The organism is Pseudomonas sp. JY-Q (assembly GCF_001655295.1).
Taxonomy (GTDB): Bacteria; Pseudomonadota; Gammaproteobacteria; order Pseudomonadales; family Pseudomonadaceae; genus Aquipseudomonas; species Aquipseudomonas alloputida.
Window position 1 is genome coordinate 2456220 of record NZ_CP011525.1, and the last position, 19325, is coordinate 2475544.

The following is a 19325-nucleotide window of genomic DNA, read 5'->3' on the forward strand; positions in this document are numbered from 1 at the left end:
GATTACATTTGAATCGGCTAATGAAGGCAGCAAGACAAGCTACTTTGTAACCCGATACGAGCGCCGGAAAGATCTTAGGATGAAGGCCATCGCTATTCACGGGCTTGACTGCAAAGCATGCGGTTTTGATTTCGAGCAGGCTTACGGCGAACATGCAAAGGGCTTCATTCACGTTCATCACGTAGTACCTATTTCGAAATTTGGTGGAGAACAGGCTGTGAATCCTGAGACAGACCTCGTAACGTTATGTGCCAACTGTCATGCGGTAGTCCACCGCAAGCGCGACATGACCCTCAGTGTCGATGAGCTGAAAGGCATGTTACGCGGACGATGGGTCGTCGAACCTCAGTAGCCTAGCTACAGCGTTCAATCCAATAATATGAGTATCTTCTAACACGCCAATAGCGCTCGCTGAAGCAATGCACAATGGAGGTGGTATGCTCTTTGTTCGCCCTGTAGCAGCATCTGATTGGCGATCTTATCGGGATCTACGTCTGCGGGCCCTACGTGACTCTCATGAGGCGTTCGCGAGTACTCACGAGCGTGAATCAGTCCGGGACGACGATGATTGGCTAGCCCGCGTATCAGCGGTCGCTAGCTCCAGCACTGCTCAAGCTTTCTTCGCTCATAGGAATAATGAGGCGTGTGGCTTGGTGTGGTGCAAGGCATCCGACGTTGAGTCAAGCGTTGTCGAGATTTTCCAGATGTGGGTTGCGCCTGATGCACGTGGGCTCGGAGCCGGGAGTGCCTTGCTTGAGAGGGCTATCACATGGGCTGAAGATCGCGGTGCGGCATGTGTTCGTCTTGGTGTGACGATTGCAGATAGCCCGGCGATGCACTTGTACAAAGCGAGCGGATTTCATGCAGTCGGCGCACCGGAGCCTTTGCGTGAGGGTTCGGCTTTGATGTCGCAATCGATGGAACTGAATCTTGGATCACGTCTAGCAAGAAAGGGGCAGGGGTTAGGTCGTTGAGTCGCCTTCAAAACCGGGAGTCGCATAGGTCTTGAAGGCACCCAGTCAATGATGAGTCATTCAGCGCATCATGCCCAGTTCAGCATCATCCATCAGTGCCTTGGCTAACGCGCAAAGGTAGTGCGAAGCCCAGATCAACTGAGGTTTATCTTCCATCAATCCATCCAGAGTCATGTCCCGTGCATAGCCCATCAGCTCGGACGCCTGTTCACGGGCGCTTTGGCAGGGGATGCCGGCTTCGATGCGGAAGAGGGGATGGGTCTGGTTTTCACCTTGGTAGAAGGTGGTTTTGCCGACGGTGAATTTGGTTTCTTCTGTGGACATTGTTCAGTTTCCCCAAGATTGCTTCAGCCTGTACGGGCCTATTCGCGGGTGAACCCGCTCCTACAGGAGCACGGCAGTCTTTAAGGCTGAGGGAGTGCCTGGGAGGGGGTATCCGCGAAGAGGCCGGCCCAGGCAGTACATCAGCGACACGTCAATGCATAGTCCGAGGCTCACTGGGCATCTGCACTTGGGCTATTGCGGACTCGAGCAAAGCTCTCAAGGTCTCCAGTTCATGCATCGAGGTCATCATCAAAATCGACGCGGGGGACTTGGGCTGCAGCAGCATTGCCTGATGCACGACGGTCGCCGCGCATAACGCGTAGTCCGTAGCCTGAATCAGGGTGTCTTCCAAGGAAAGAACGTTGTGGGGTGGATCAGGTACTATTTTCAGCATAAACCCTCTCAGTGCCTTACAGGGCTGCCGCAGTACCGCTGTCAAACGGAAGGGTGGCAGCTGTTTGTGGGTTGACAGACCGGGGGCACTGAGAATCCCGGCGCACACGAAGGTGCCCCACGCACAGCTGCCATAACTGGCATTGCACATGCTCTCAGTGAACCACGGTCTGTCAAAACCGTGCCGCCAATGGGTGGCGACAGGCCGAGACTAGGGCTGACTATTTCCATGTGCAACGAAAATCAGGCGCGAGGAGTATCTTTGGGAAATGGCCTACAAGGAAGGGGTAATTTCTGATTTTTCGACCCGCTCCCGTTCCCCAAAACGTCGACAGGAAACATGCGGGCAAAAGAAAGCCCGCCGAGGCGGGCTAAGTACTATCACGTAGGGATAGCTTCATCCTGCCCAAGCCACTGTGAAAATGGGGTGAAAGAAAGGTCCCCATAACGTGATCATCCAGAGGGCCCCGCGCCCTTTAAAGCTCGGCTTTCTGCCGCTGGTGGCGCTGAAAGCGGGTAACCGTGATCTGGACGGCAGCTGCAACGAGGCACAGTAGGCCGACTTTCCAGCTGCCCTCCAGGCCGTAATGCTCGGCGATCTTCCCTGTGATGATGACGCTAACGAAGATGGCGAAAGGCAGGATCAGTTTGTTCATCGGGTCTTCCAGCAGGCTGCAGATGGCTCGGGTGAACATGCAGTTCACCCAGCGGAAAGGCCGCGATCTTAGCAAATCCGGTTGCGGCGTTGTGGTCACTTCCAGAGCGGTTGCAAGGTGTGTTGTCTGTATCGCGATAATGGCAAAGGGTCAGTATGGACTTGCGCGACCCAGCCCTCGAAACTGATCCATTCGCATCTGGACCAGGGCCGGTCATGAATAACCTGCAACGCACACTCTCTCTCATGCTGCTGCTGGCAGCCGCTTCATTGACCGCCTGCCTCCCCTGGAAACGCGAACGCGCCGCCTACGCGGACCTTTGCGAATCCGAGTTCCAGTTCAAAGTGCCAGGCCCGCAGGGGGAGACCACCCTCTACCTGGAAACCTACCTCTACGACCACGCCGCCCTATGGGGCGAAAAGCGCTATGAGCAAAGCCTGTACGTGCAGTACCCGGGCGAGAAGTACTCGCGGCAGGAATTCTTTGTGCAAATGATCGCCTACAACAAAGACCGCCAACGCCCGTCGACCGATGCCAAGCGTGGCGAGCCGCCGATACCGGTGCTGTATGACAGCCGTCAGGCTTACATCACCTTTGAAGACGGCTCGCGCCTGAATGCGCGGCCCGAGGTGTACTTGGGCATCAACGAGACCTACGACTTTCCGTTGGTGAATGAGAAGACCGCCCGGCCATCGCCATATGACATCAACAGCGATGAAGTGCACCGGATGATTCCCAGGATGACCAACAACAAGCGCTATGGCTCGGCTTACGTGATCTTTCAGACGGACAAGTTCGAGGCAGATTCCAAGTGGACGATTCATCTGGGGGCACTGGATGTGCAGGACCGCAAGGTGCAGATTCCGCCGCTGAAGCTCTGCTATCACCCCGTTAAGAAATGGATCGGGATCGAGCCGCTCATGCGGCCTTGAGTGGAAGGTGTCGGCCATGGGAGGTTTGGCGGCGCTCGATCTCACCGGCAATACAAACCCACCGGCGAACATCTCCCAGCCCCCCATTGCGAATTTCCTGGTTTCAGCTAACTTATACAAAAACCTGTACAAGCATGAGAGGTTGTACATGTATTGCGAGTGGCCCTTCACCCTGTACTTTGACGGCGCCTGCCCGTTGTGCGCTCGGGAGATCGCCTTCCTGCGCAGGCAATCGACCGGGGGAAAGCTCATCCTGGTTGACATCAGTGCTGATGATTTCGATGCAGGGGCGTTGGGCTTGACGGTTGAGCAACTGAGGTCATGCCTGCATGGAAGGTTCGCGAGCGGGCACTGGGTTACAGGCTTGGACGCCACCTTGTGGAGTTGGCGTGCTGCGGATGTGGGCCTGTGGGTCGCGCCACTGGCTTGGCGTCCGCTACGTCCCCTGTTTTCGGTGCTTTACAGGCTGTTCTGTCGATTGAGGCCACACTTGGCCTGGCTACCACATCCCGATGGCGGGCACCGTTGTAGCGGTGAGGAGTCCAAATGTCACATTCGTTAGCCGAGCACTACCATGAAATCCTGGTCGGTATTGGTGAAAACCCGCAGCGCGAAGGGCTTCTGGACACACCCCAGCGTGCGGCAAAAGCGATGCAGTACTTGTGCAACGGGTATGCCCAGGATCTTCACGAGGTCGTGAACGGTGCTCTGTTCGAGAGTGAAAACGATGAAATGATTGTGGTGCGTGACATTGAGCTCTACTCATTGTGCGAACACCACATGTTGCCGTTTATTGGCAAGGCGCATGTCGCGTACCTGCCAACAGGGCGCGTGTTAGGGCTTTCCAAGGTTGCACGCGTGGTGGATATGTTCGCCCGTCGTTTACAGATACAGGAAAACCTCACGCGGCAAATTGCGTATGCCGTGCAGGAAGTCACGGATGCCGCAGGGGTAGCGGTCGTGATCGAAGCCAAGCATATGTGCATGATGATGCGCGGTGTAGAGAAGCAGAACTCGGTGATGATGACATCCGTGATGTTAGGTGAATTTCGCGACGACCCCTCTACGCGGCACGAATTCCTTAACCTCATTGGACGACACAGTTGACGTCCGGTCCTGAACCGTCGCGAAGGGGCGCCCAGATGAATACCGATGCTACTGCGTTATCTCCAAGCCGCTTCGCTGTCCTGGGTTACGGCGGCCTGCTGCCGTTTCTTGGTTTGACGGCGCTCATCCTCTTTTCGGCTGAACATCGAGCGTTTTTCTCGATGATGATGGTTGGCTATGGCGCGGTGATATTGAGCTTCGTCGGTGCCCTGCACTGGGGGTTTGCCATGACGTTGCAGGGTTTGCCCGCAAAGCAGCGTCAAGAGCGACTGGTGTGGAGCGTTATACCGGCCTTGATCGGTTGGGTTGGCACGTTGCTGCCTGTGCCATTGGGGTGTCTGGTGTTGACCTTTGGTTTTGTCGGCCATCTTTGGCAGGATCGCAAACTGGCGCAAGCGATGCCGGGGTGGTATCTGCCGATGCGCGTGCATCTCACTGCTGTAGCGAGCCTCTGTTTGCTGGTCAGTGCACTTGCGGTGTCCATTCATTTTTGAAACCCCAAGCAACCATTGATGAGTCACTTCTGCGGCCCACCCCAGATATCCCGACCAATGCACACAACCCCGTCAAACAGCAAACGCGCCGTCCTCACCAACCCGCACCCCTTGATCACGCCATGTTCCAGGGTGATTTCCACCGTAAATTCCCCGCTCGGATGCTCCACCGCCAAACGCTGACGATCACCGCCGGACGTGCTGGCAAGGCCCTGTGCAACCGACCCTTCAATCAAGCAGGCCGTAGCAACACTCACCGCACCAAACACCCCGATGGACGCATGGCAGCGGTGCGGGATGAACGAGCGCGTATTGACCGTGCCGCCGTTGCGCGGTGCCGACAGCAGGCACATTTTTGGCACATTGCGCTGGCTGACATCACCCAGGTTCATGCGTGGGCCCAGTTGCAGGCGGATGGCTTCCAGGCGTGTTTTCAGGGCGCTGTCGGCCTCCAGCGTTTCGCACGGCTCGTAGCCGGTCACGCCAAGGTCCTCGGCACGCAGCAGTACCACCGGCATGCCGTTGTCGATGCAGGTGACTTCCACACCCTCGACACAGTCGCGGCTGTTGCCGGTGGGCAACAGGGCTCCGCAGCTGGCGCCGGCCACGTCGGCAAACGTGACCACCAGCGCCGCCCCACGGCCCGGCACCCCATCAATACGGGTATCGCCTGCATACTCCACCTGGCCATCGGCGGTTGGCACCTGGGCGACGGCGATCTGCCCGGTGTTTTCCATGAAGATGCGCACCGGTGTGCTCGCGCCGCTGGCGGCCACCAGGCCGCGCTCGAGGGCGAACGGCCCTACGCCGGCCAGAATGTTGCCGCAGTTTTGCCCATAGTCCACCCGCGCCTCGTCCACGACCACCTGAGCGAACAGGTAGTCCACGTCGGCGTCATCGCGCGGCGAAGCGCGGATGATGGCGACTTTGCTGGTGAGCGAGTCGGCGCCGCCGATGCCGTCAATCTGCCGGGCATCGGGCGAGCCCATCACCGCCAGCAGCACCCGGTCGCGCAGCGGGCCAGGGGCGGGCAGGTCGTCATGCAGAAAATAGGCGCCCTTGGAGGTGCCGCCGCGCATCAGCAGGCAGGGTATGCGGGTCTGGCCCATGTTCAGCCTTCCAGGTCGGTGAGGTGGTCGACATAACGCAGGCCCTTCGCCGCCAGGCGCGGGCGCATCTCGTAGATGTCCAGGCCAAGCTCGCCGGCGGCCAGGCGCAGGCGTTTGCGTTCTTCCAGGTCGGCGCGCTGGGTGGCGGCTTCGAGTACCGCCTGGGCTTCGCCATGGCGCACCACCACTACGCCGTCGTCATCGGCCACCACGATGTCACCGGCATGGACGAGCTGCCCGGCACACAGCAGCGGCAGGTTCACCGAACCCAGCACTTCCTTCACTGTGCCTTGGGCATTGATGGCGCGGGACCACACGGCAAAGCCCATGTCGCGCAGTGTCTGGCTGTCGCGCACGCCCGCATCGATCACCAGGCCGCGCACGCCGCGGGCCTGGAGCGAGGTCGCCAGCAGGTCGCCGAAATAGCCATCGCTGCACGGCGAGCTGGGCGCCACCACCAGTACGTCGCCTGGGCGGCACTGTTCCACGGCAACATGGAACATCCAGTTGTCGCCTGGGGCCACCAGCACGGTTACCGCGCTGCCGGCCACCGCCACACCTTGCTGGAGGGGGCGCACGGCAGTATTGAGCAGCCCCTTGCGACCTTGGGCCTCATGCACCGTGGCGACACCCAGCCGGCCCAGGGCATTGATGATGTGCGGCTCAACGCGTGGGATATTACGCACGACGATGCCGGTCTTGCCGATCAGCCCGCTCATGCCAGGTTCTCCGTCACGCGTGGGAACACGCTCTGCAGGCCTTCGGCGTAGACGATGTTGCGTGCACTGGTGATGCCCACGTTACGTTTGGCTTGCACGCCGCGCTGCAGGGCTACACGGGTGTAGTACTCCCAGAGGTGTTCCTGGCCGGCCATGCACTGGATGGCGGCATACTTTTTGTCCCACACCGAGGTAATGTCCAGGAACGTGTCCGGGCGCCATTCGCACTGCTCGGGCTGGTGCGGCTCAAAGGCGTACACCGGCGGTGCGCCAACGATCTTCTCGCCCGGCTTGTAGCCTTCAGCCTGCGCGATAATGCGGGCTTCCTGGGCCAGGTGCATGGCCAGCGGGTGGTCGTAGTTGTAAGGGTCTTTGAGGGAGTGGCTGAGTACGAACTCCGGTTGTATCCGGCGATACACATCGGCCAGGCGGAACAGGGTGTCCTTGTCGGCGCGCATCGGGTAGTCGCCGATGTCGAAGAACTCCACGCTGGCACCGAGGATTTCGGCCGCCGCCATGGCCTCTTCACGGCGAGCGTCCTTGACCTTGGCTTCGGTCATCTCACCCTTGCGCCACAGCTTGGCAGACTCACCACGCTCACCGAAAGACAGGCAGACCACGTGCATGGCATAGCCTTGCTCAGCGTGCAGCGCAATGGCGCCACCGGCACGCCAGACAAAGTCGGCCGAATGTGCGCTGACCACCAGGGCGGATTTTTGTGGGGTATTCATGGTTCGTTGGCTCCTGCAGTGGGGGTGGGCGCAGGATGTCATTGGCCTGTGCAGGGCACTAATGCGTTCATTTGCAGCGGCTATGCGTTTTATTTATTGCCGGGCAAGCGGGGTAGAGGCATAGTCGCCGCAGTCACGAGCCGAGCGCCGGGAGCCCTTATGATCGATGTCGAACTGCCCAACCTGATGCAAGTCCGCGCGTTCATCCGGGTAGCCGAGTTGGGCAGCGTTTCGCGGGCGACGGAAGTGTTGTTCCGTGCTCAGTCCGTGGTCACCCGCGCCATCGCCGAGCTGGAGGCGCGCTTTGCCGTGCCCCTGTTCGAGCGCCATGCCAATGGCATGCGCCTGACCGACTATGGCGAGTGCCTGCTGCCGCGCGCACAGCGCGTGCTGGCGGAACTGGACGGCGTGCCGAGTTTGCTGGGCACCGCGCAGGGCGAGCCCCTCTACCTGTTTCAGGCGCGGCGCCTGCAGGTGTTCGTGAAGCTCTGTGAAACACGGCACATGCAAACCGTGGCGCGGCACTTCGGCCTTAGCCAGCCGGCGGTCAGTGCGGCCTTGAAGGTGCTCGAAGGCGGGTGTGGACAGCCCTTGTTCGTGCGCACGTCGCGCGGCCTGCAGCCCACTGTGGCCAGCCGGGACATTCTGTTCCCCATCCGCCGGGCGCTGAACGAGTTGCGCCTGCTGGACAGTGACCTGAGCGCGATGCAAGGCACCCTGCGCGGGGTGGTGCATGTCGGCGCGCTGCCGCTGGGGCGCTCACGCATTCTGCCGGATGCTATTTTGCGCTTCACGGCCCAGCACCCACAGGTTCGGGTGGTGACCAACGAAAGCCCGTTCGACCTGCTGGCAACCGAGCTGCGGGTAGGGGATGTGGATTTCGTCTTGGGCGCCTTGCGGCCTCACGACTATGCCAGCGATCTGGTGGGCGAGCCGCTCATCAACGAGGAAATGGTGGTGCTGGCCCGTCGAGGGCACCCGCTGTTGCACACACACCTGACGCTCAAGGACGTGCACCAGGCGCGCTGGGTGTTGCCGCGGGCCGGTTCGCCGGCCCGCCAGCTGCTCGACAACTGCTTCGCCGCCGCGGGCCTGACAGCGCCGTGGCCGGTGGTGGAAAGCGCTGATCTGGCGGTTATCCGTGGCCTGCTGGTGCGTTCGGATATGCTGGCGGCGGTGTCTGCGCACCAGTTGGCTTACGAGATTGCCAGCGGCGAACTGCAACGCCTGCCGCTGGCACTGCCCGGCACTGCCCGCGCCATCGGCCTCATGCAGCGCAGTGGCTGCCTGCAGTCACCGGCGGCAGTCGCGCTGATGGCCTGTATCCGCCAGGTTATCACCGAGCAGGCATAAGCTCGGGAGGGGCCTCAAAGCAGGCTCAGCGGGTAGCTGACGATCAGCCTGTTCTCATCGAAACTGTTGGTGCTGCCCCAGTCCCGGCGCTGGCTGGAGTTGCGCCACTTGAGGTTCAGGGCCTTGAACGGCCCAGACTGGATCACATAGGCCAGCTCGCTTTCGCGGCCCCACTCGGTGCCGTCCTGGGTGCTGGCGTTGTGCACGTTGTCGCCGTGGATATAGCGGTTCATCAGGGTCAGGCCGGGTATGCCAAGCACCACGAAGTTGAAGTCGTGGCGCACCTGCCAGGAGCGCTCGCGGGCGCTTTCGTAGCTGGAGCCGAAGGCGTCGTTGGCCAGCGTGCCGCCGCTGGTGCCGTTGACCCGGAACCATTCATCATCGCCCATGACCTTCTGCAAACCGACGTAGAACGTGTTGCCACCCCGCTTCGCCGAGAACAGGCCCGAAGCGGTGCGGTTGTCCAGTTCGCCTGCCTTGGCGCCACCGTCGTCCTTGCCCCAGAAGTAGCCCAGGTTGGCGCCCAGTACCCAGTTGCCCAGCGGCTGTTGATGCTGCACCTGGAAGTAGCGCTGCTGGTAGATGTCTTCCAGCTGGGCATACCAGGCGCCGACCAGGGTGCGCTCCTGGTTGAAGCGGTATTCGCCGCCGGCGAAGTTGAAGCGGTCCGAGGTGAAGGCAGTGCGCGTGAACAGGCTCATGTCCTGCATGCTGGCGTCGTTGCGCGGGCTGTTCTGGCGGAACTGGCCGCCATACAGGCTTAGGCCGGCCAGCTCGTTGGAGGTGACCTGCGCGCCCTGCAAGGTTTGTGGCAGCGAGCGGCCGTCATCGGCGCGCAGGATGGGCAGTGTAGGCGACCACTCACCGACTTTGAGTTCCGTCTTGGACACCCGCATCTTGCCCGCCAGCGCCGTGCGGCCAAAGTCGTCCGCCGGGCGCCCGTCGTCATGAACAGGCAGCAACTGCGTGCCGGCGGTGCCCTTGCCGCCATCAAGTTTGATGCTGTAAAGGCCCAGCACGTCAACGCCGAAACCGACCACGCCGGGGGTGTAGCCGGACTTGAAGTCAAGGATGAAACTTTGCGTCCATTCCTCGGCTTTGCCTTGGCTTGCCGTGCCCGTGTAGTCGCGGTTCATGTAGAAGTTACGCAACGTCAGGCTTGCCTTGGCATCGTCGACGAAGCCTTCGGCCAGGGCTTGCAGTGGCAGGCTGGCTGCCAGTGCGAATGTGGGGACGAGCGGGTAAAGGGTGCGGCATTTCATTATTTTTATTCTCCAGGGATGGGCAAAGCGCTGCCTGCCAGCGGCGCATCGGCGCTGGGCAGGTTGAATCAGGGAGCGGTGGGGGTGGCGGCGCGGGACGCGCCGTCACACGATCAAGCGGGTTGCATCGGTCAGTTGGGTGCTTTGCCGGCCACCGAGTAGCGAACCTGCTGGTTACGGGTCTTCATGAAGTCTTCGATGCTCTGCCCGCGCATGGCGGCGTAAATGTCCAGGTTGGACACACCCAGTACGGCGCCCAGCTTCTCCAGTACGAAGAAGATCACCCCGTAGTGGATCAGCCCACGCCAGTCGCGGCGGCGCAGCAGGTCGCTTTCCTCTTCGCTCAGGCCTGCCTCGCGGTACAGCGCTTCGGGTTCGCTCAGGAAGCGCTGGCGCCACTGCGGCTCGATCATGCGATGCAAGAACTTGTTCAGGCGGTAGCCCTTGGCACTGCGCTCCAGGGTGTAGGGATAGGTGCCCTCAAGCTGCTCAGCCCCTGCCAGCTGATGCTGCATGTGCTGGCGGTGGCGTTCGTTGACCGGTGCCGGCAGTGCCTGGTCGCGGTTTTCCAGCAGCAGGGTGGCAATGCCGGTCATCGACGGCAGGTAGTAGCTTTGGTGCTTGCGCTCAACGTTGGCAGACAATGCGCCACGCATGATCAGCCAGGTGATCACCTCGGCGCCTTCCATGCCGCCGAGCGTGGCGTACTCGGCCAGTGTCATCTCGGTAAGGCGCTGCGGGTCGTTCACCAGCAGGTCAAGGAACTGCGCGTCCCATTCCGGGTTGTTGAAGCCGCAACGCTCGCCATGCACCTGGTGTGACACCCCGCCGGTGGCGACGATCGCCACCTTGAGGTCTTCGGGGTAGCTCTCGATGGCGCGGCGCAATGCCTGGCCCAGTTTGTAGCAGCGCCGGGCCGTGGGGATCGGCAGCTGCAGTACGCCGACCTGCAGCGGCACGATCTGTACGGGCCAGCTTTCATCGCAGGGCAGCAGCGCCGACATGGGCGAGAAGAAGCCGTGGTCCAGCGGCTTGTCGCGGAAAAAGCTCATGTCGAACTCATCGGCCATCAGGCTCTGGCCGATGTGCCGCGACAGCGCTGCGTGGCCGCCCACTGGCGGCAGGTCCCGCGGATTGCCCCCTTCATCGGCCACGCCATACTGCTCGTCTACGCCCAGGGTGAAGGCGCTGTAATGGTCAAAGAAGAACGAGGTGATGTGGTCGTTGAAGATATAGAAGAGTACGTCCGGCTGGCGCTGCTGCAGCCATGTGCGGATCGGCTCGAAGCTTTCGAAGATCGGCGCCCAGGCGGCTTCTTCCTGTTTGTCGTGGTCGACTGCGAAGCCGATGGTTGGGGTGTGGGAGACGGCCAGGCCACCAATGATACGAGCCATGCGAAAGTCCTCTGTTACAGGTTACGGCGCGGTTACTGCGGGGGTCGCGCGCAGCCGGGCGTGGCCGTTGGCCAGGATCGCCAGGGCGGCGGCGAATGCCGGCAGGCCGAGGAGGGTGAACAGCAGCGGCAGGCCCAGCCCCAGGCTGAGCACGGCACCACCGATGAGGGAGCCGAAAATGGCCCCGAAGCGCCCGATACCGAGCATCCAGCTTACACCTGTGGCGCGGAACTCGGTCGGGTAGTAGCCAGGGGCGAAGGCGTTCAGGCCGGTCTGCGCGCCGCTCATGCAGAACCCGGCAGCCGCCACGCCCACCACCAGCAGGCTCGACTCCAGGCTCAGGGCGCCCAGTGAGACGATGCACAGGCCGCCGAGGGCGTAGGCGATGGCGATGACCCGGTTGGGGTTGCGTCGGTCCATGATCCAGCCGACCACGATTGCGCCCACTGCGCCGCCGATCTGGAACAGGCCCGTGATGGTGGCGGCGCGCTCGATGGACAGCCCGCCATCACGCAGCAGCGTCGGCAACCAGCCCATGGTCAGGTAGATCACCAGCAGGCCCATGAAATAGGTCAGCCACAGGGCCAGGGTGCCCAACCGGTAGCGCTCGCTGAACAGCTGCCGGGCCGGTGCCTTGTGCTGCGTGGTTGGCTCACTGACGATGAAGCGGGTGCCGGCAGCGAAGCGGCCGCCGAGCTTGGCCAAGGCTGCCGCAATCTGGCTGGCCGGTGCCTGGCGTGCAGCCAGGAAGCGGGCGGACTCTGGCAGCAGCCACCACAGCAGGGGCAGCAAAGCCAATGGCAGCAGGCCGCCGGCCAGCAGTACCGACTTCCAGCCGTGATGAGGGATCAGCCAGGCGGACAGAAAGCCGCCTAGGCCCGAGCCCATGTTGAAGCCGGTGAACATGATGGTGATCATCAGCGAGCGGTTGCGTGTGGGCAGGTATTCGGCGAGCAGGGTGGTGCAGTTGGGCATGGCCGCACCCAGGGCAATGCCGGTCAGCAGCCGTAACACAGCCAGTTCATAGGGGTTGCGGGCGAAGGCGCAGGCCAGGCTCAGCAGGCTGAAACCGCTGACCGCGATCAGCAGCACTTTCTTGCGGCCCAACCGGTCGGCATACGGGCCGGCGGTCAGTGCGCCGATGGCAAGGCCGACCATGCCGGCACTCATCACCGGGCCAAAGGCGGCGCGCGACAGGCCCCAGTCCTGCATCAGCGAAGGCGCGATGAAACCCATGACGGCGACATCGAAGCCATCGAACAGCACGATCAGGAAGCACAGCGACAGAATCAGCCACTGGTAGGCAGCAATGGGGCGGTTATCGATCCAGTCTTTGACATCGATAGGGGCATCGACAGGAGGCTTAAGCATGCGTGGTCACCTTTGTTCTTGTATTGGTGTGAATTGCGCCGGGTTCCGGTAAGGCTTCGAACGCGTAATGGCCCAGCAGCAACCACCCCGCCGGACGACGGCGTGGGGCGGACTGTAATCCCATGGTCCAGGGCAGCGCCTGCGGGATTTCTTTAATGAGATATCCAATTTTTTTATCGCAGACTTCGTGGCGCTAATGTCGCGTCAAGCTGTGCCGCTCGGCAGCAAGCTGTTGCCCTGTAAAAGACCTGATGCGCTGCTGGCGTCGTCAGGCTTCCGGGTGATGAAGACGCTGACGGTGATTTGTTTCTGAATGTGTGATCTCTCCCGCTCAGTCTTCGTCAAGAAGACTGCCCCTCGCCGTCGTCTGGGGATTGATACAGGGCCTTCCATGCAAACGCTGTTGAACGAGATTCTCGAAGAAGTACGTCCCTTGATCGGCAAGGGCAAAGTCGCTGACTACATTCCCGCGCTGGCGGACGTGCCGGCGAACCAGCTGGGCATCGCTGTCTATGGCAACGATGGCAGTTATCACTGCGCAGGCGACGCGCGGGTGCCATTCTCGGTGCAGAGCATTTCCAAGGTGTTCAGCCTGGTTCAGGCCATTGGCCATTCGGGTGAAGCCATTTGGGAGCGGCTGGGGCATGAGCCTTCGGGGCAGCCGTTCAACTCGTTGGTACAGCTGGAGTTCGAGCGCGGGCGGCCGCGTAACCCGTTCATCAATGCAGGGGCATTGGTGATCTGCGATATCAATCAGTCGCGCTTCGCTGCCCCCACGTTGTCGATGCGCGATTTTGTCCGACGGCTTTCAGGCAACCCCCACATCTCGATCAATACCCGGGTCGCTGATTCGGAATATCAGTTTCGCGCGCGCAACGCTGCCATGGCGTACCTGATGCAGTCATTTGGCAACTTCCATAACGAGGTCGAGACGGTGCTGCGCAGTTACTTCAGTTACTGCGCACTGCAAATGAACTGCCTGGACCTGGCGCGGGCATTCTGCTTCCTGGCCAATGATGGGTTCTGCAAGCACAGCGGTGAGCAGATCCTGACGCGGCGCCAGACCCAACAAGTGAACTCGATCATGGCCACCAGCGGGCTGTATGACGAGGCGGGGAATTTCGCCTTCAGGGTGGGTTTGCCTGGCAAGAGTGGTGTGGGTGGCGGGATCGTGGCGATCGTGCCGGGTCAATTTACCGTATGCGTGTGGTCGCCAGAGTTGAACGCTGCGGGCAACTCCCTGGCCGGGATGGCGGCGCTTGAGCTGCTCAGTTCGCGGATCGGATGGTCGGTGTTCTGATCTGCGAACTCAGGGGCCATCAGGCGTCGCCTTGGCGGGTCAGAACGCGTACACCAACGTGGCCGTGGCGCTGCGTGGGCTGCCATACCAGCCGCGCGCGCCAATCGCCGTGTAGTAGGTTTTGTCCAACACGTTGTTGAGGTTCAGTGAAACGCTGGTCTGCGGCGTGAAGGCATATTGAGCCATCAGGTCGACCACGCTGTAGGGGTCCTGGGTGAACGTTTCGTTGTTGGGCCCGGCGCTCTTGTAATATTCGGTACCCTGCCAGCGCACACCACCCCCGACCTTCAACTGTGGCAGGGTCGGCAGGCGGTAGCTGGTGAACAGTTTCAACGTGTCTCGCGGTATTTCAGTGTTCAGGCGGTCGCCATCCGAGTCCTTGCTCACCGCATAGGTGTAGCTGGCCGAGACCTGCCAATCAGGCAAAATCTCGCCCGCCATTTCCATCTCGAAACCACGTGTCTTGGTACCCGATTCGGCACGGTAGGCCTGGTTGCCGTCTGGCGCCAGGTTGCTTCCGTCGGCTACCGCCAGGTTGTCCTGGTGCACCTCGAAAACGCTGAAAGCCGCGGTCAGGCGCTGGTCCCAGAACTCACTCTTCAGACCGAGCTCGTAGTTAACACCTTCCAGCGGGTCCAGGTAGGTCCCGTTGATATCCTTGTTGCTCTGCGGTTTGAAAATGGTGGTGTAACTGGCATAGGCCGACCAGTGCTCGTTGAGGTCATACACCAGGCCAAGGTAGGGCGTGACGACCCCGGTTTCGCTACGCGAGGTGCGGCTTGTCGCGCCGGACGACAGGGTGGTAGAGGTTTCGTCGCGTTTCCAGTCGATCAGCCGCGCCCCGGTAATCAGCGACAGGTCATCGGCCAGGCTCCAGCGTACCGAAGCCACCAGGCCGTCCTGGGTTTCATCCAGCGCGTCTTCCGAGGACTTGGCATGGATGGCGTCTGGTATCGCCAGCGAACCGTCCCAGGTGTAAATGTTGTCGATGGTCTGGATCGCCCACAGTGGGTAACCGTCGTTGCGGTAGTAGGCGCGGTAGTGACTGGCCCCGAGGTAGGCCTGGTGCTCGCGTGACAACAGCGCGAACGGGCCCGACGCCGACAGGTCGAATGAGGTCTGCCGGGGCTCGCCGGCCCAACGCCCCGTCCAGGTGCTGATGCCACTGCCATCGGGCTTGACGGTGCCGCTGGCAGCGGTGGCGAAGGCGTCGTCATAGCTGCGACGGCTGTGTTCGGCATTCAGTTTCAATTGCCAGCCGTTGTCCAGTTGATGCTCCAGCGTAGTGAATACCGTCTTGGTGCGACGCTTGTGATAGCTCCAGTCCGAAGCCGAATTGAACGCGCGGGAGGGGCTGAAGTGACTGCCATCTGAATTGAACATCGGGAAGCCGTGGTTGCCTGCCCCGTCGTTGTCCATCTCCTGATATTCCGCACCTGCTGTCAGCATCGTGCTGTCGGTGATGTCCCACTCCAGCACCCCATAGGCCACCTGCTGCTCCAGCGATTGGCGGTCGACGTAGCTCTGGCTGTCGGTATTGGAGGCGACAAAGCGCCCGCGGACATTGCCGCTTTGCGTCAATTTGCCAGAAACGTCCAGCTCGGTGCGGTAGTTGTCCCACGAGCCCGCTTTCAAGGTCAGCTTGCGTTGTGTTTCCAGGGTCGGCTTCTTGCGGATCAGGTTGACGGTGGCGCCCGGGTCGCCAGTGCCGGACATCAGGCCCGTGGCACCGCGCACTACCTCTACCCGGTCATACGACACCATGTCAGAGAGGTCGTCCCTGAAGCCAAAGGTATCGGGGCGGTTGATGCCGTCCACCTGGATGCTGCCGACCTCGAAGCCGCGCACGTAGATATGGTTGGCGTCGCTTCCGGCGGGCCCCATGCTGTCAACGACCACGCCTGGTGTCTGTTCAAGCACCTGGGCAACATCGTTCAGGTTCTGGTCTTCAATCTGCTGGCGGGTGACCACGCTGACCGATTGGGGTGTCTCGCGTGCAGACAACCGCAGCCCGGTTGCGGTATTGACCGAGCCGGTGGTGTAGCTGCCGGTGCCTTCGGTGGTGGCACCCAGGGCCATGCTGGAGACGGTGGTTGCCGCAAGCTCCATGGCGCCATCCTGTTCAGCGCTGACCAGCATGAAGCGCTTGTCGCCCGCTGCCTGCACCTGCAAGCCACTGCCTTGCAGCAGTTCTGCCAACGCCTGATGCAGCGCGTAATTGCCGTGCAGCCCTTTGCTGTGTAAGCCTGCGACTGCTTCATGGCTGAAACTGATGACTGCACCGCTGGCGTCGGCAAACTGGTCGAGTGCGTGAGCCAATGACCCTGCCGGGATGCTGTAACCCACAGGCTCGGCCCAGGCATGTGCAGTGCCCAGCAGCGAGCCCGCGAAGCTGACCGCTAGCGCGGTTTGGCGAATACGGGTGGCGGGGGAGGAAAAGCGAGCGGACATCCATTGACTCCTTGCTGATCGAATACAAGTGCTCCCAGTAACAAACGTGTTGTTGACGGAAATACTTAGTAGCAAGGTGCAGATAGGGCTGAGGATCTACTTTGGCAGTAACATCCTCATCGCAGCACAAGGCTGCTCCTGCCAGTGCTGTACAGGCTTTGAAACCGACATGCAGGCTCTCGGTGCTTGCCCAGGCAGTGTCCGGACGGCGCCCGTGAACCCGCGCATTCACCGGAAATGGAACCTACCGAAGATGACCCGCCAAGCGTTTGCCCCTTATCAGTGCCTTGCCACTGTCTTGCTGAAGTATCTGCCGTCCGACCAGCGTGATGGCTCCCACGACTTGGCCCATATTCAGCGCGTGTGGGTCAATGCGCACCGGATTCAGCGGGTAGAGGGTGGCGACCTTGAAATCTTGCTTGCGGCGACGGTGCTGCACGACTGTGTGGCGGTGGAAAAGCATTCGCCGTTACGTGGGCAGGCCTCGACGTTATCGGCGAACAAGGCTGCATCAGTCCTTGCTGAGATGGGCTGGCCGAGTGGGCGTGTTGAGCAGGTAGTGCATGCGATCAAAACGCACAGTTACTCGGCGGGGTTCGAACCGCTGACACGTGAGGCCTGCATCCTTCAGGACAGTGACCGGCTTGACGCCATCGGCGCGGTGGGTATTGCCCGGTGTTTTTACGTCGCCGGGCGAATGGGGTCGGCGCTCTATGACGTCGAGAATCCTTTCGCGCAGCAGAGGGCGTACCAGGACGGGGCGTATGCCATCGAGCACTTCCAGACCAAACTGCTCAAGCTCGCTTCGGGCTTTAAGACCCAAGAAGGGGCTCGCCTTGCTGCCGAGCGTCATACCCGGCTTGAAACCTTTCTTACCCAGTTCATGGACGAGATTACCGGGGCCGGTTAGTCATGCCGGGCTCATACCGTCCTTGAATTCAGTCAGCCCAGCGCCACAGCGGCTCATCCAGCAACCCAACCCCCCGCAGCTGGGTTTGCCCTTGTATTTTTTCCAGCTCTAGCACATTGCACCCGTCACAGGCTGCCAGCGCGTTGATTAATGGCGCACTGTGCGATACCACCCAAACCTGGCTACGGCGTGATGCACGAATGATCAGCCGCGCCAAGGCCGGAAGCAGGTCCGCGTGCAGACTGGTTTCCGGTTCGTTCAACACCATCAGCGATGGCGGCCGTGGTGTGAGCAGGGCGGCCATCAGCAGAAGATAACGCAGGGTGCCGTCCGACAATTCAGCACCCTCGAGCGGGCGCAAAAGACCGTGCTGGTGCAGCCGTACACTGAACAGCCCGCCAGGTGGCGCATTGACCTCCAGACGGCTGCCGGGAAACGCGTCATTCAGCGCTTCCACCAGATCCTCCACATCACCAATTTCGATAATGGTCTGCAATGCTGAGGCAAGGTTGCGCCCGTCGTGATGCAGTACCGGCGAGCGAGTGCCCAGTTGGGGTTGACGGCAAGGCGCATCACGGTCAATCCGGAAGTGATCGTAAAACCGCCAGCTGTTGATGAACGCGCGCAGGTCACCGATTTCCGGTGCCTGGCGTGGCCGGCCGACGATGTTGAAAAAGCTCTCGCCGCTGTCAGCATGCTGATCGAGCACTGCCCAGCGGTTGCCCTCGCGGGCCCGCACCAGGGCATTCTTGCGCTCGACCAGCAAGGAAGAGGGGCGATAGGCGCCAGCGCCCCAGATGGCCTCGCACTTTATTTCAGGGTCGAGCATGAACGCGCTCGGATACGGCAGGGGAATTGGTAGGCCGAGGGTGATGGCAAAACCGAGGTCTTCGGTGGCAAAGCCCAGGCGCAGGCGCCTGGCTTCGCTCGGATGCTGGCCTTGGATGGGCACTTCGCCGCGCCGCATTCGTGCGCTGGTTTCTGGGCCGGCCCACCAGGTCGAATCCAGCCCGCCTTCACGGGCGAGGGCTTCGACCACACCGCCCTGTGCGGTTTCGGCCAGCAGGCGCAGCGCCTTGTACAGGTTGGATTTGCCGCTGCCGTTGGCACCGGTCACCAGGTTGAGTTGGCTCAGCGGCAGCACCAGGTGGTTGATCGAGCGGTAGTTGCCGATGGCGAGGGTAGTGAGCATGCAGTGCTTCCCAGCGTGGACCAGGCGACCGATTGTGGCCGAAGCGTGCCTGCCTTGTCAGCCACCCCTGCTGAGGCTGTTGCAAGTGAAGCAGGCGTGCGCACCGTCTATAGTGTGGGGCAACCTCTCGCGCAAAGGATGCTCACATGGCCAGATCAACAATCATGACAGCCATTGTCACCTCATTGGCGGTGGCCTTGGCCTCTGGCCCGGTGCTCGCCGACCCGGGTAATGGCAAAGGCCAGGGCCAAGGTCAGGGGCACGGCAAGGGTCAGGCGCCGCACGCCCAGGGTCAGGGCCAGGGCCAGGGTCAGGGCAATTCGGGCGGCCACAAGCAGAGCGCCGGCGGCAATGACTGGCACGGCGGCCCGTCCATCGACCGTGGCGATGTACTGGGCATCCTCGGTGGCCACCGCAACTACTGGAGCTCGGGCCCGGCGTTGCCTCCAGGCATTCAGAAGAACCTGGCCCGCGGCAAGCCCCTGCCACCTGGTATCGCCAAGAAACTGGATGGCCGTCTGTTGGGGCAGCTGCCTCACTACGACGGGTATGAGTGGATGCAAGCGGGCGCAGACCTGATTCTGGTCGCCGTGGCGACCGGGATCATCTATGAGGTGTTGAACGGGGCGTTCGACTAAGGCCGCAGGTGCGAG

At 61.4% G+C, this 19325-nt stretch carries 20 protein-coding genes and 1 pseudogene; 10 read left to right on the forward strand and 11 right to left on the reverse strand.

The features are described 5' to 3' along the window. Positions 1–7: 7 nt before the first annotated feature. A pseudogene (locus AA098_RS11210) lies at positions 8–352 on the forward strand (HNH endonuclease); the annotation flags it as partial. A 67-nt stretch (positions 353–419) separates the two neighbouring features. After that, positions 420–974: a GNAT family N-acetyltransferase gene (locus AA098_RS28335; protein WP_080634906.1), complete on the forward strand. Its 555-nt coding sequence runs from the start codon at positions 420–422 to the stop codon at positions 972–974. 60 nt (positions 975–1034) lie between these two features. Here AA098_RS28335 and AA098_RS11215 read toward each other — a convergent pair whose 3' ends face one another. The 3 genes from AA098_RS11215 to AA098_RS11225 all read right to left on the reverse strand — a co-directional run bounded on the left by AA098_RS11215 (position 1035) and on the right by AA098_RS11225 (position 2386). Next, the gene (locus AA098_RS11215; protein ID WP_003250694.1) at positions 1035–1298 is read right to left on the reverse strand and encodes a DUF3077 domain-containing protein; all 264 of its coding nucleotides are present in this window, start codon (positions 1296–1298) and stop codon (positions 1035–1037) included. Between the two features lie 151 nt (positions 1299–1449). Beyond that, the gene (locus AA098_RS29760; RefSeq protein WP_041167026.1) at positions 1450–1692 is read right to left on the reverse strand and encodes a hypothetical protein; all 243 of its coding nucleotides are present in this window, start codon (positions 1690–1692) and stop codon (positions 1450–1452) included. Positions 1693–2167: 475 nt separating this feature from the next. Further along, positions 2168–2386 (reverse strand): hypothetical protein, encoded by a 219-nt coding sequence (locus AA098_RS11225; RefSeq protein ID WP_004575372.1) that lies wholly within the window; start codon positions 2384–2386, stop codon positions 2168–2170. Positions 2387–2562: 176 nt separating this feature from the next. On the opposite strand from AA098_RS11225, the gene AA098_RS11230 reads away from it, so the two are divergent. The 4 genes from AA098_RS11230 (at position 2563) to AA098_RS11245 (ending at position 4880) form a co-directional block, all read left to right on the forward strand. Continuing rightward, complete coding sequence (locus tag AA098_RS11230; protein WP_004575373.1) at positions 2563–3279, forward strand: hypothetical protein; 717 nt, start codon at positions 2563–2565, stop codon at positions 3277–3279. A 148-nt stretch (positions 3280–3427) separates the two neighbouring features. After that, positions 3428–3841 carry a thiol-disulfide oxidoreductase DCC family protein gene (locus AA098_RS11235; RefSeq protein ID WP_012052868.1) on the forward strand — a complete coding sequence of 138 codons (414 nt, stop codon included), beginning with the start codon at positions 3428–3430 and terminating at the stop codon, positions 3839–3841. Further along, positions 3826–4386 carry a GTP cyclohydrolase I FolE gene (gene folE, locus AA098_RS11240; RefSeq protein WP_004575375.1) on the forward strand — a complete coding sequence of 187 codons (561 nt, stop codon included), beginning with the start codon at positions 3826–3828 and terminating at the stop codon, positions 4384–4386. Before AA098_RS11235 ends, folE begins: the two co-directional genes overlap by 16 nt. Before the next feature lie 35 nt (positions 4387–4421). Further along, positions 4422–4880: a DUF3429 domain-containing protein gene (locus AA098_RS11245; protein ID WP_004575376.1), complete on the forward strand. Its 459-nt coding sequence runs from the start codon at positions 4422–4424 to the stop codon at positions 4878–4880. 23 nt (positions 4881–4903) lie between these two features. On the opposite strand, the gene AA098_RS11250 is transcribed toward AA098_RS11245, so the two are convergent. Genes AA098_RS11250 through galB form a run of 3 tightly spaced genes read right to left on the reverse strand, consistent with a single transcriptional unit; the run spans position 4904 to position 7481 of the window. Next, positions 4904–5989: a 4-oxalomesaconate tautomerase gene (locus tag AA098_RS11250; RefSeq protein ID WP_060544803.1), complete on the reverse strand. Its 1086-nt coding sequence runs from the start codon at positions 5987–5989 to the stop codon at positions 4904–4906. A gap of 2 nt (positions 5990–5991) precedes the next feature. After that, the gene (locus tag AA098_RS11255; protein ID WP_060544802.1) at positions 5992–6708 is read right to left on the reverse strand and encodes a 4-carboxy-4-hydroxy-2-oxoadipate aldolase/oxaloacetate decarboxylase; all 717 of its coding nucleotides are present in this window, start codon (positions 6706–6708) and stop codon (positions 5992–5994) included. Next, positions 6705–7481, reverse strand: coding sequence for a 4-oxalmesaconate hydratase (gene galB, locus AA098_RS11260; protein WP_127644145.1), 777 nt, complete (start codon positions 7479–7481; stop codon positions 6705–6707). The genes AA098_RS11255 and galB overlap by 4 nt, the downstream gene beginning before the upstream one ends. A gap of 117 nt (positions 7482–7598) precedes the next feature. Between galB and AA098_RS11265 the strand changes: the two genes are divergently transcribed. Beyond that, positions 7599–8792, forward strand: coding sequence for a LysR family transcriptional regulator (locus AA098_RS11265; protein WP_003250717.1), 1194 nt, complete (start codon positions 7599–7601; stop codon positions 8790–8792). Positions 8793–8806: 14 nt separating this feature from the next. Here AA098_RS11265 and AA098_RS11270 read toward each other — a convergent pair whose 3' ends face one another. From AA098_RS11270 to AA098_RS11280, 3 genes are all read right to left on the reverse strand, one after another. After that, complete coding sequence (locus AA098_RS11270; protein WP_060544800.1) at positions 8807–10054, reverse strand: OprD family porin; 1248 nt, start codon at positions 10052–10054, stop codon at positions 8807–8809. 131 nt (positions 10055–10185) lie between these two features. Next, on the reverse strand, positions 10186–11448 hold the full coding sequence (locus AA098_RS11275; protein ID WP_004575382.1) for a gallate dioxygenase: 1263 nt from the start codon (positions 11446–11448) through the stop codon (positions 10186–10188). Between the two features lie 21 nt (positions 11449–11469). Then, positions 11470–12819, reverse strand: coding sequence for an aromatic acid/H+ symport family MFS transporter (locus tag AA098_RS11280; RefSeq protein ID WP_003250723.1), 1350 nt, complete (start codon positions 12817–12819; stop codon positions 11470–11472). 391 nt (positions 12820–13210) lie between these two features. Here AA098_RS11280 and glsB point away from each other — a divergent pair, with 391 nt between their 5' ends. Further along, a complete protein-coding gene (gene glsB / locus AA098_RS11285) occupies positions 13211–14119 on the forward strand; it encodes a glutaminase B (protein WP_004575383.1) in 909 nt (302 codons plus the stop codon). Between the two features lie 39 nt (positions 14120–14158). Here the strand turns inward: glsB and AA098_RS11290 are convergent, their stop codons facing one another. Further along, entirely contained in the window at positions 14159–16570 is a 2412-nt protein-coding gene (locus AA098_RS11290) for a TonB-dependent siderophore receptor (RefSeq protein ID WP_064614221.1), read from the reverse strand. A gap of 253 nt (positions 16571–16823) precedes the next feature. On the opposite strand from AA098_RS11290, the gene AA098_RS11295 reads away from it, so the two are divergent. Further along, positions 16824–17480 carry an HD domain-containing protein gene (locus tag AA098_RS11295; RefSeq protein ID WP_064614222.1) on the forward strand — a complete coding sequence of 219 codons (657 nt, stop codon included), beginning with the start codon at positions 16824–16826 and terminating at the stop codon, positions 17478–17480. Positions 17481–17508: 28 nt separating this feature from the next. Here AA098_RS11295 and AA098_RS11300 read toward each other — a convergent pair whose 3' ends face one another. Next, complete coding sequence (locus AA098_RS11300) at positions 17509–18672, reverse strand: AAA family ATPase (RefSeq protein WP_004575386.1); 1164 nt, start codon at positions 18670–18672, stop codon at positions 17509–17511. A gap of 146 nt (positions 18673–18818) precedes the next feature. Between AA098_RS11300 and AA098_RS11305 the strand changes: the two genes are divergently transcribed. Further along, the gene (locus AA098_RS11305) at positions 18819–19310 is read left to right on the forward strand and encodes an anti-virulence regulator CigR family protein (RefSeq protein WP_033725579.1); all 492 of its coding nucleotides are present in this window, start codon (positions 18819–18821) and stop codon (positions 19308–19310) included. Positions 19311–19325 lie beyond the last annotated feature (15 nt).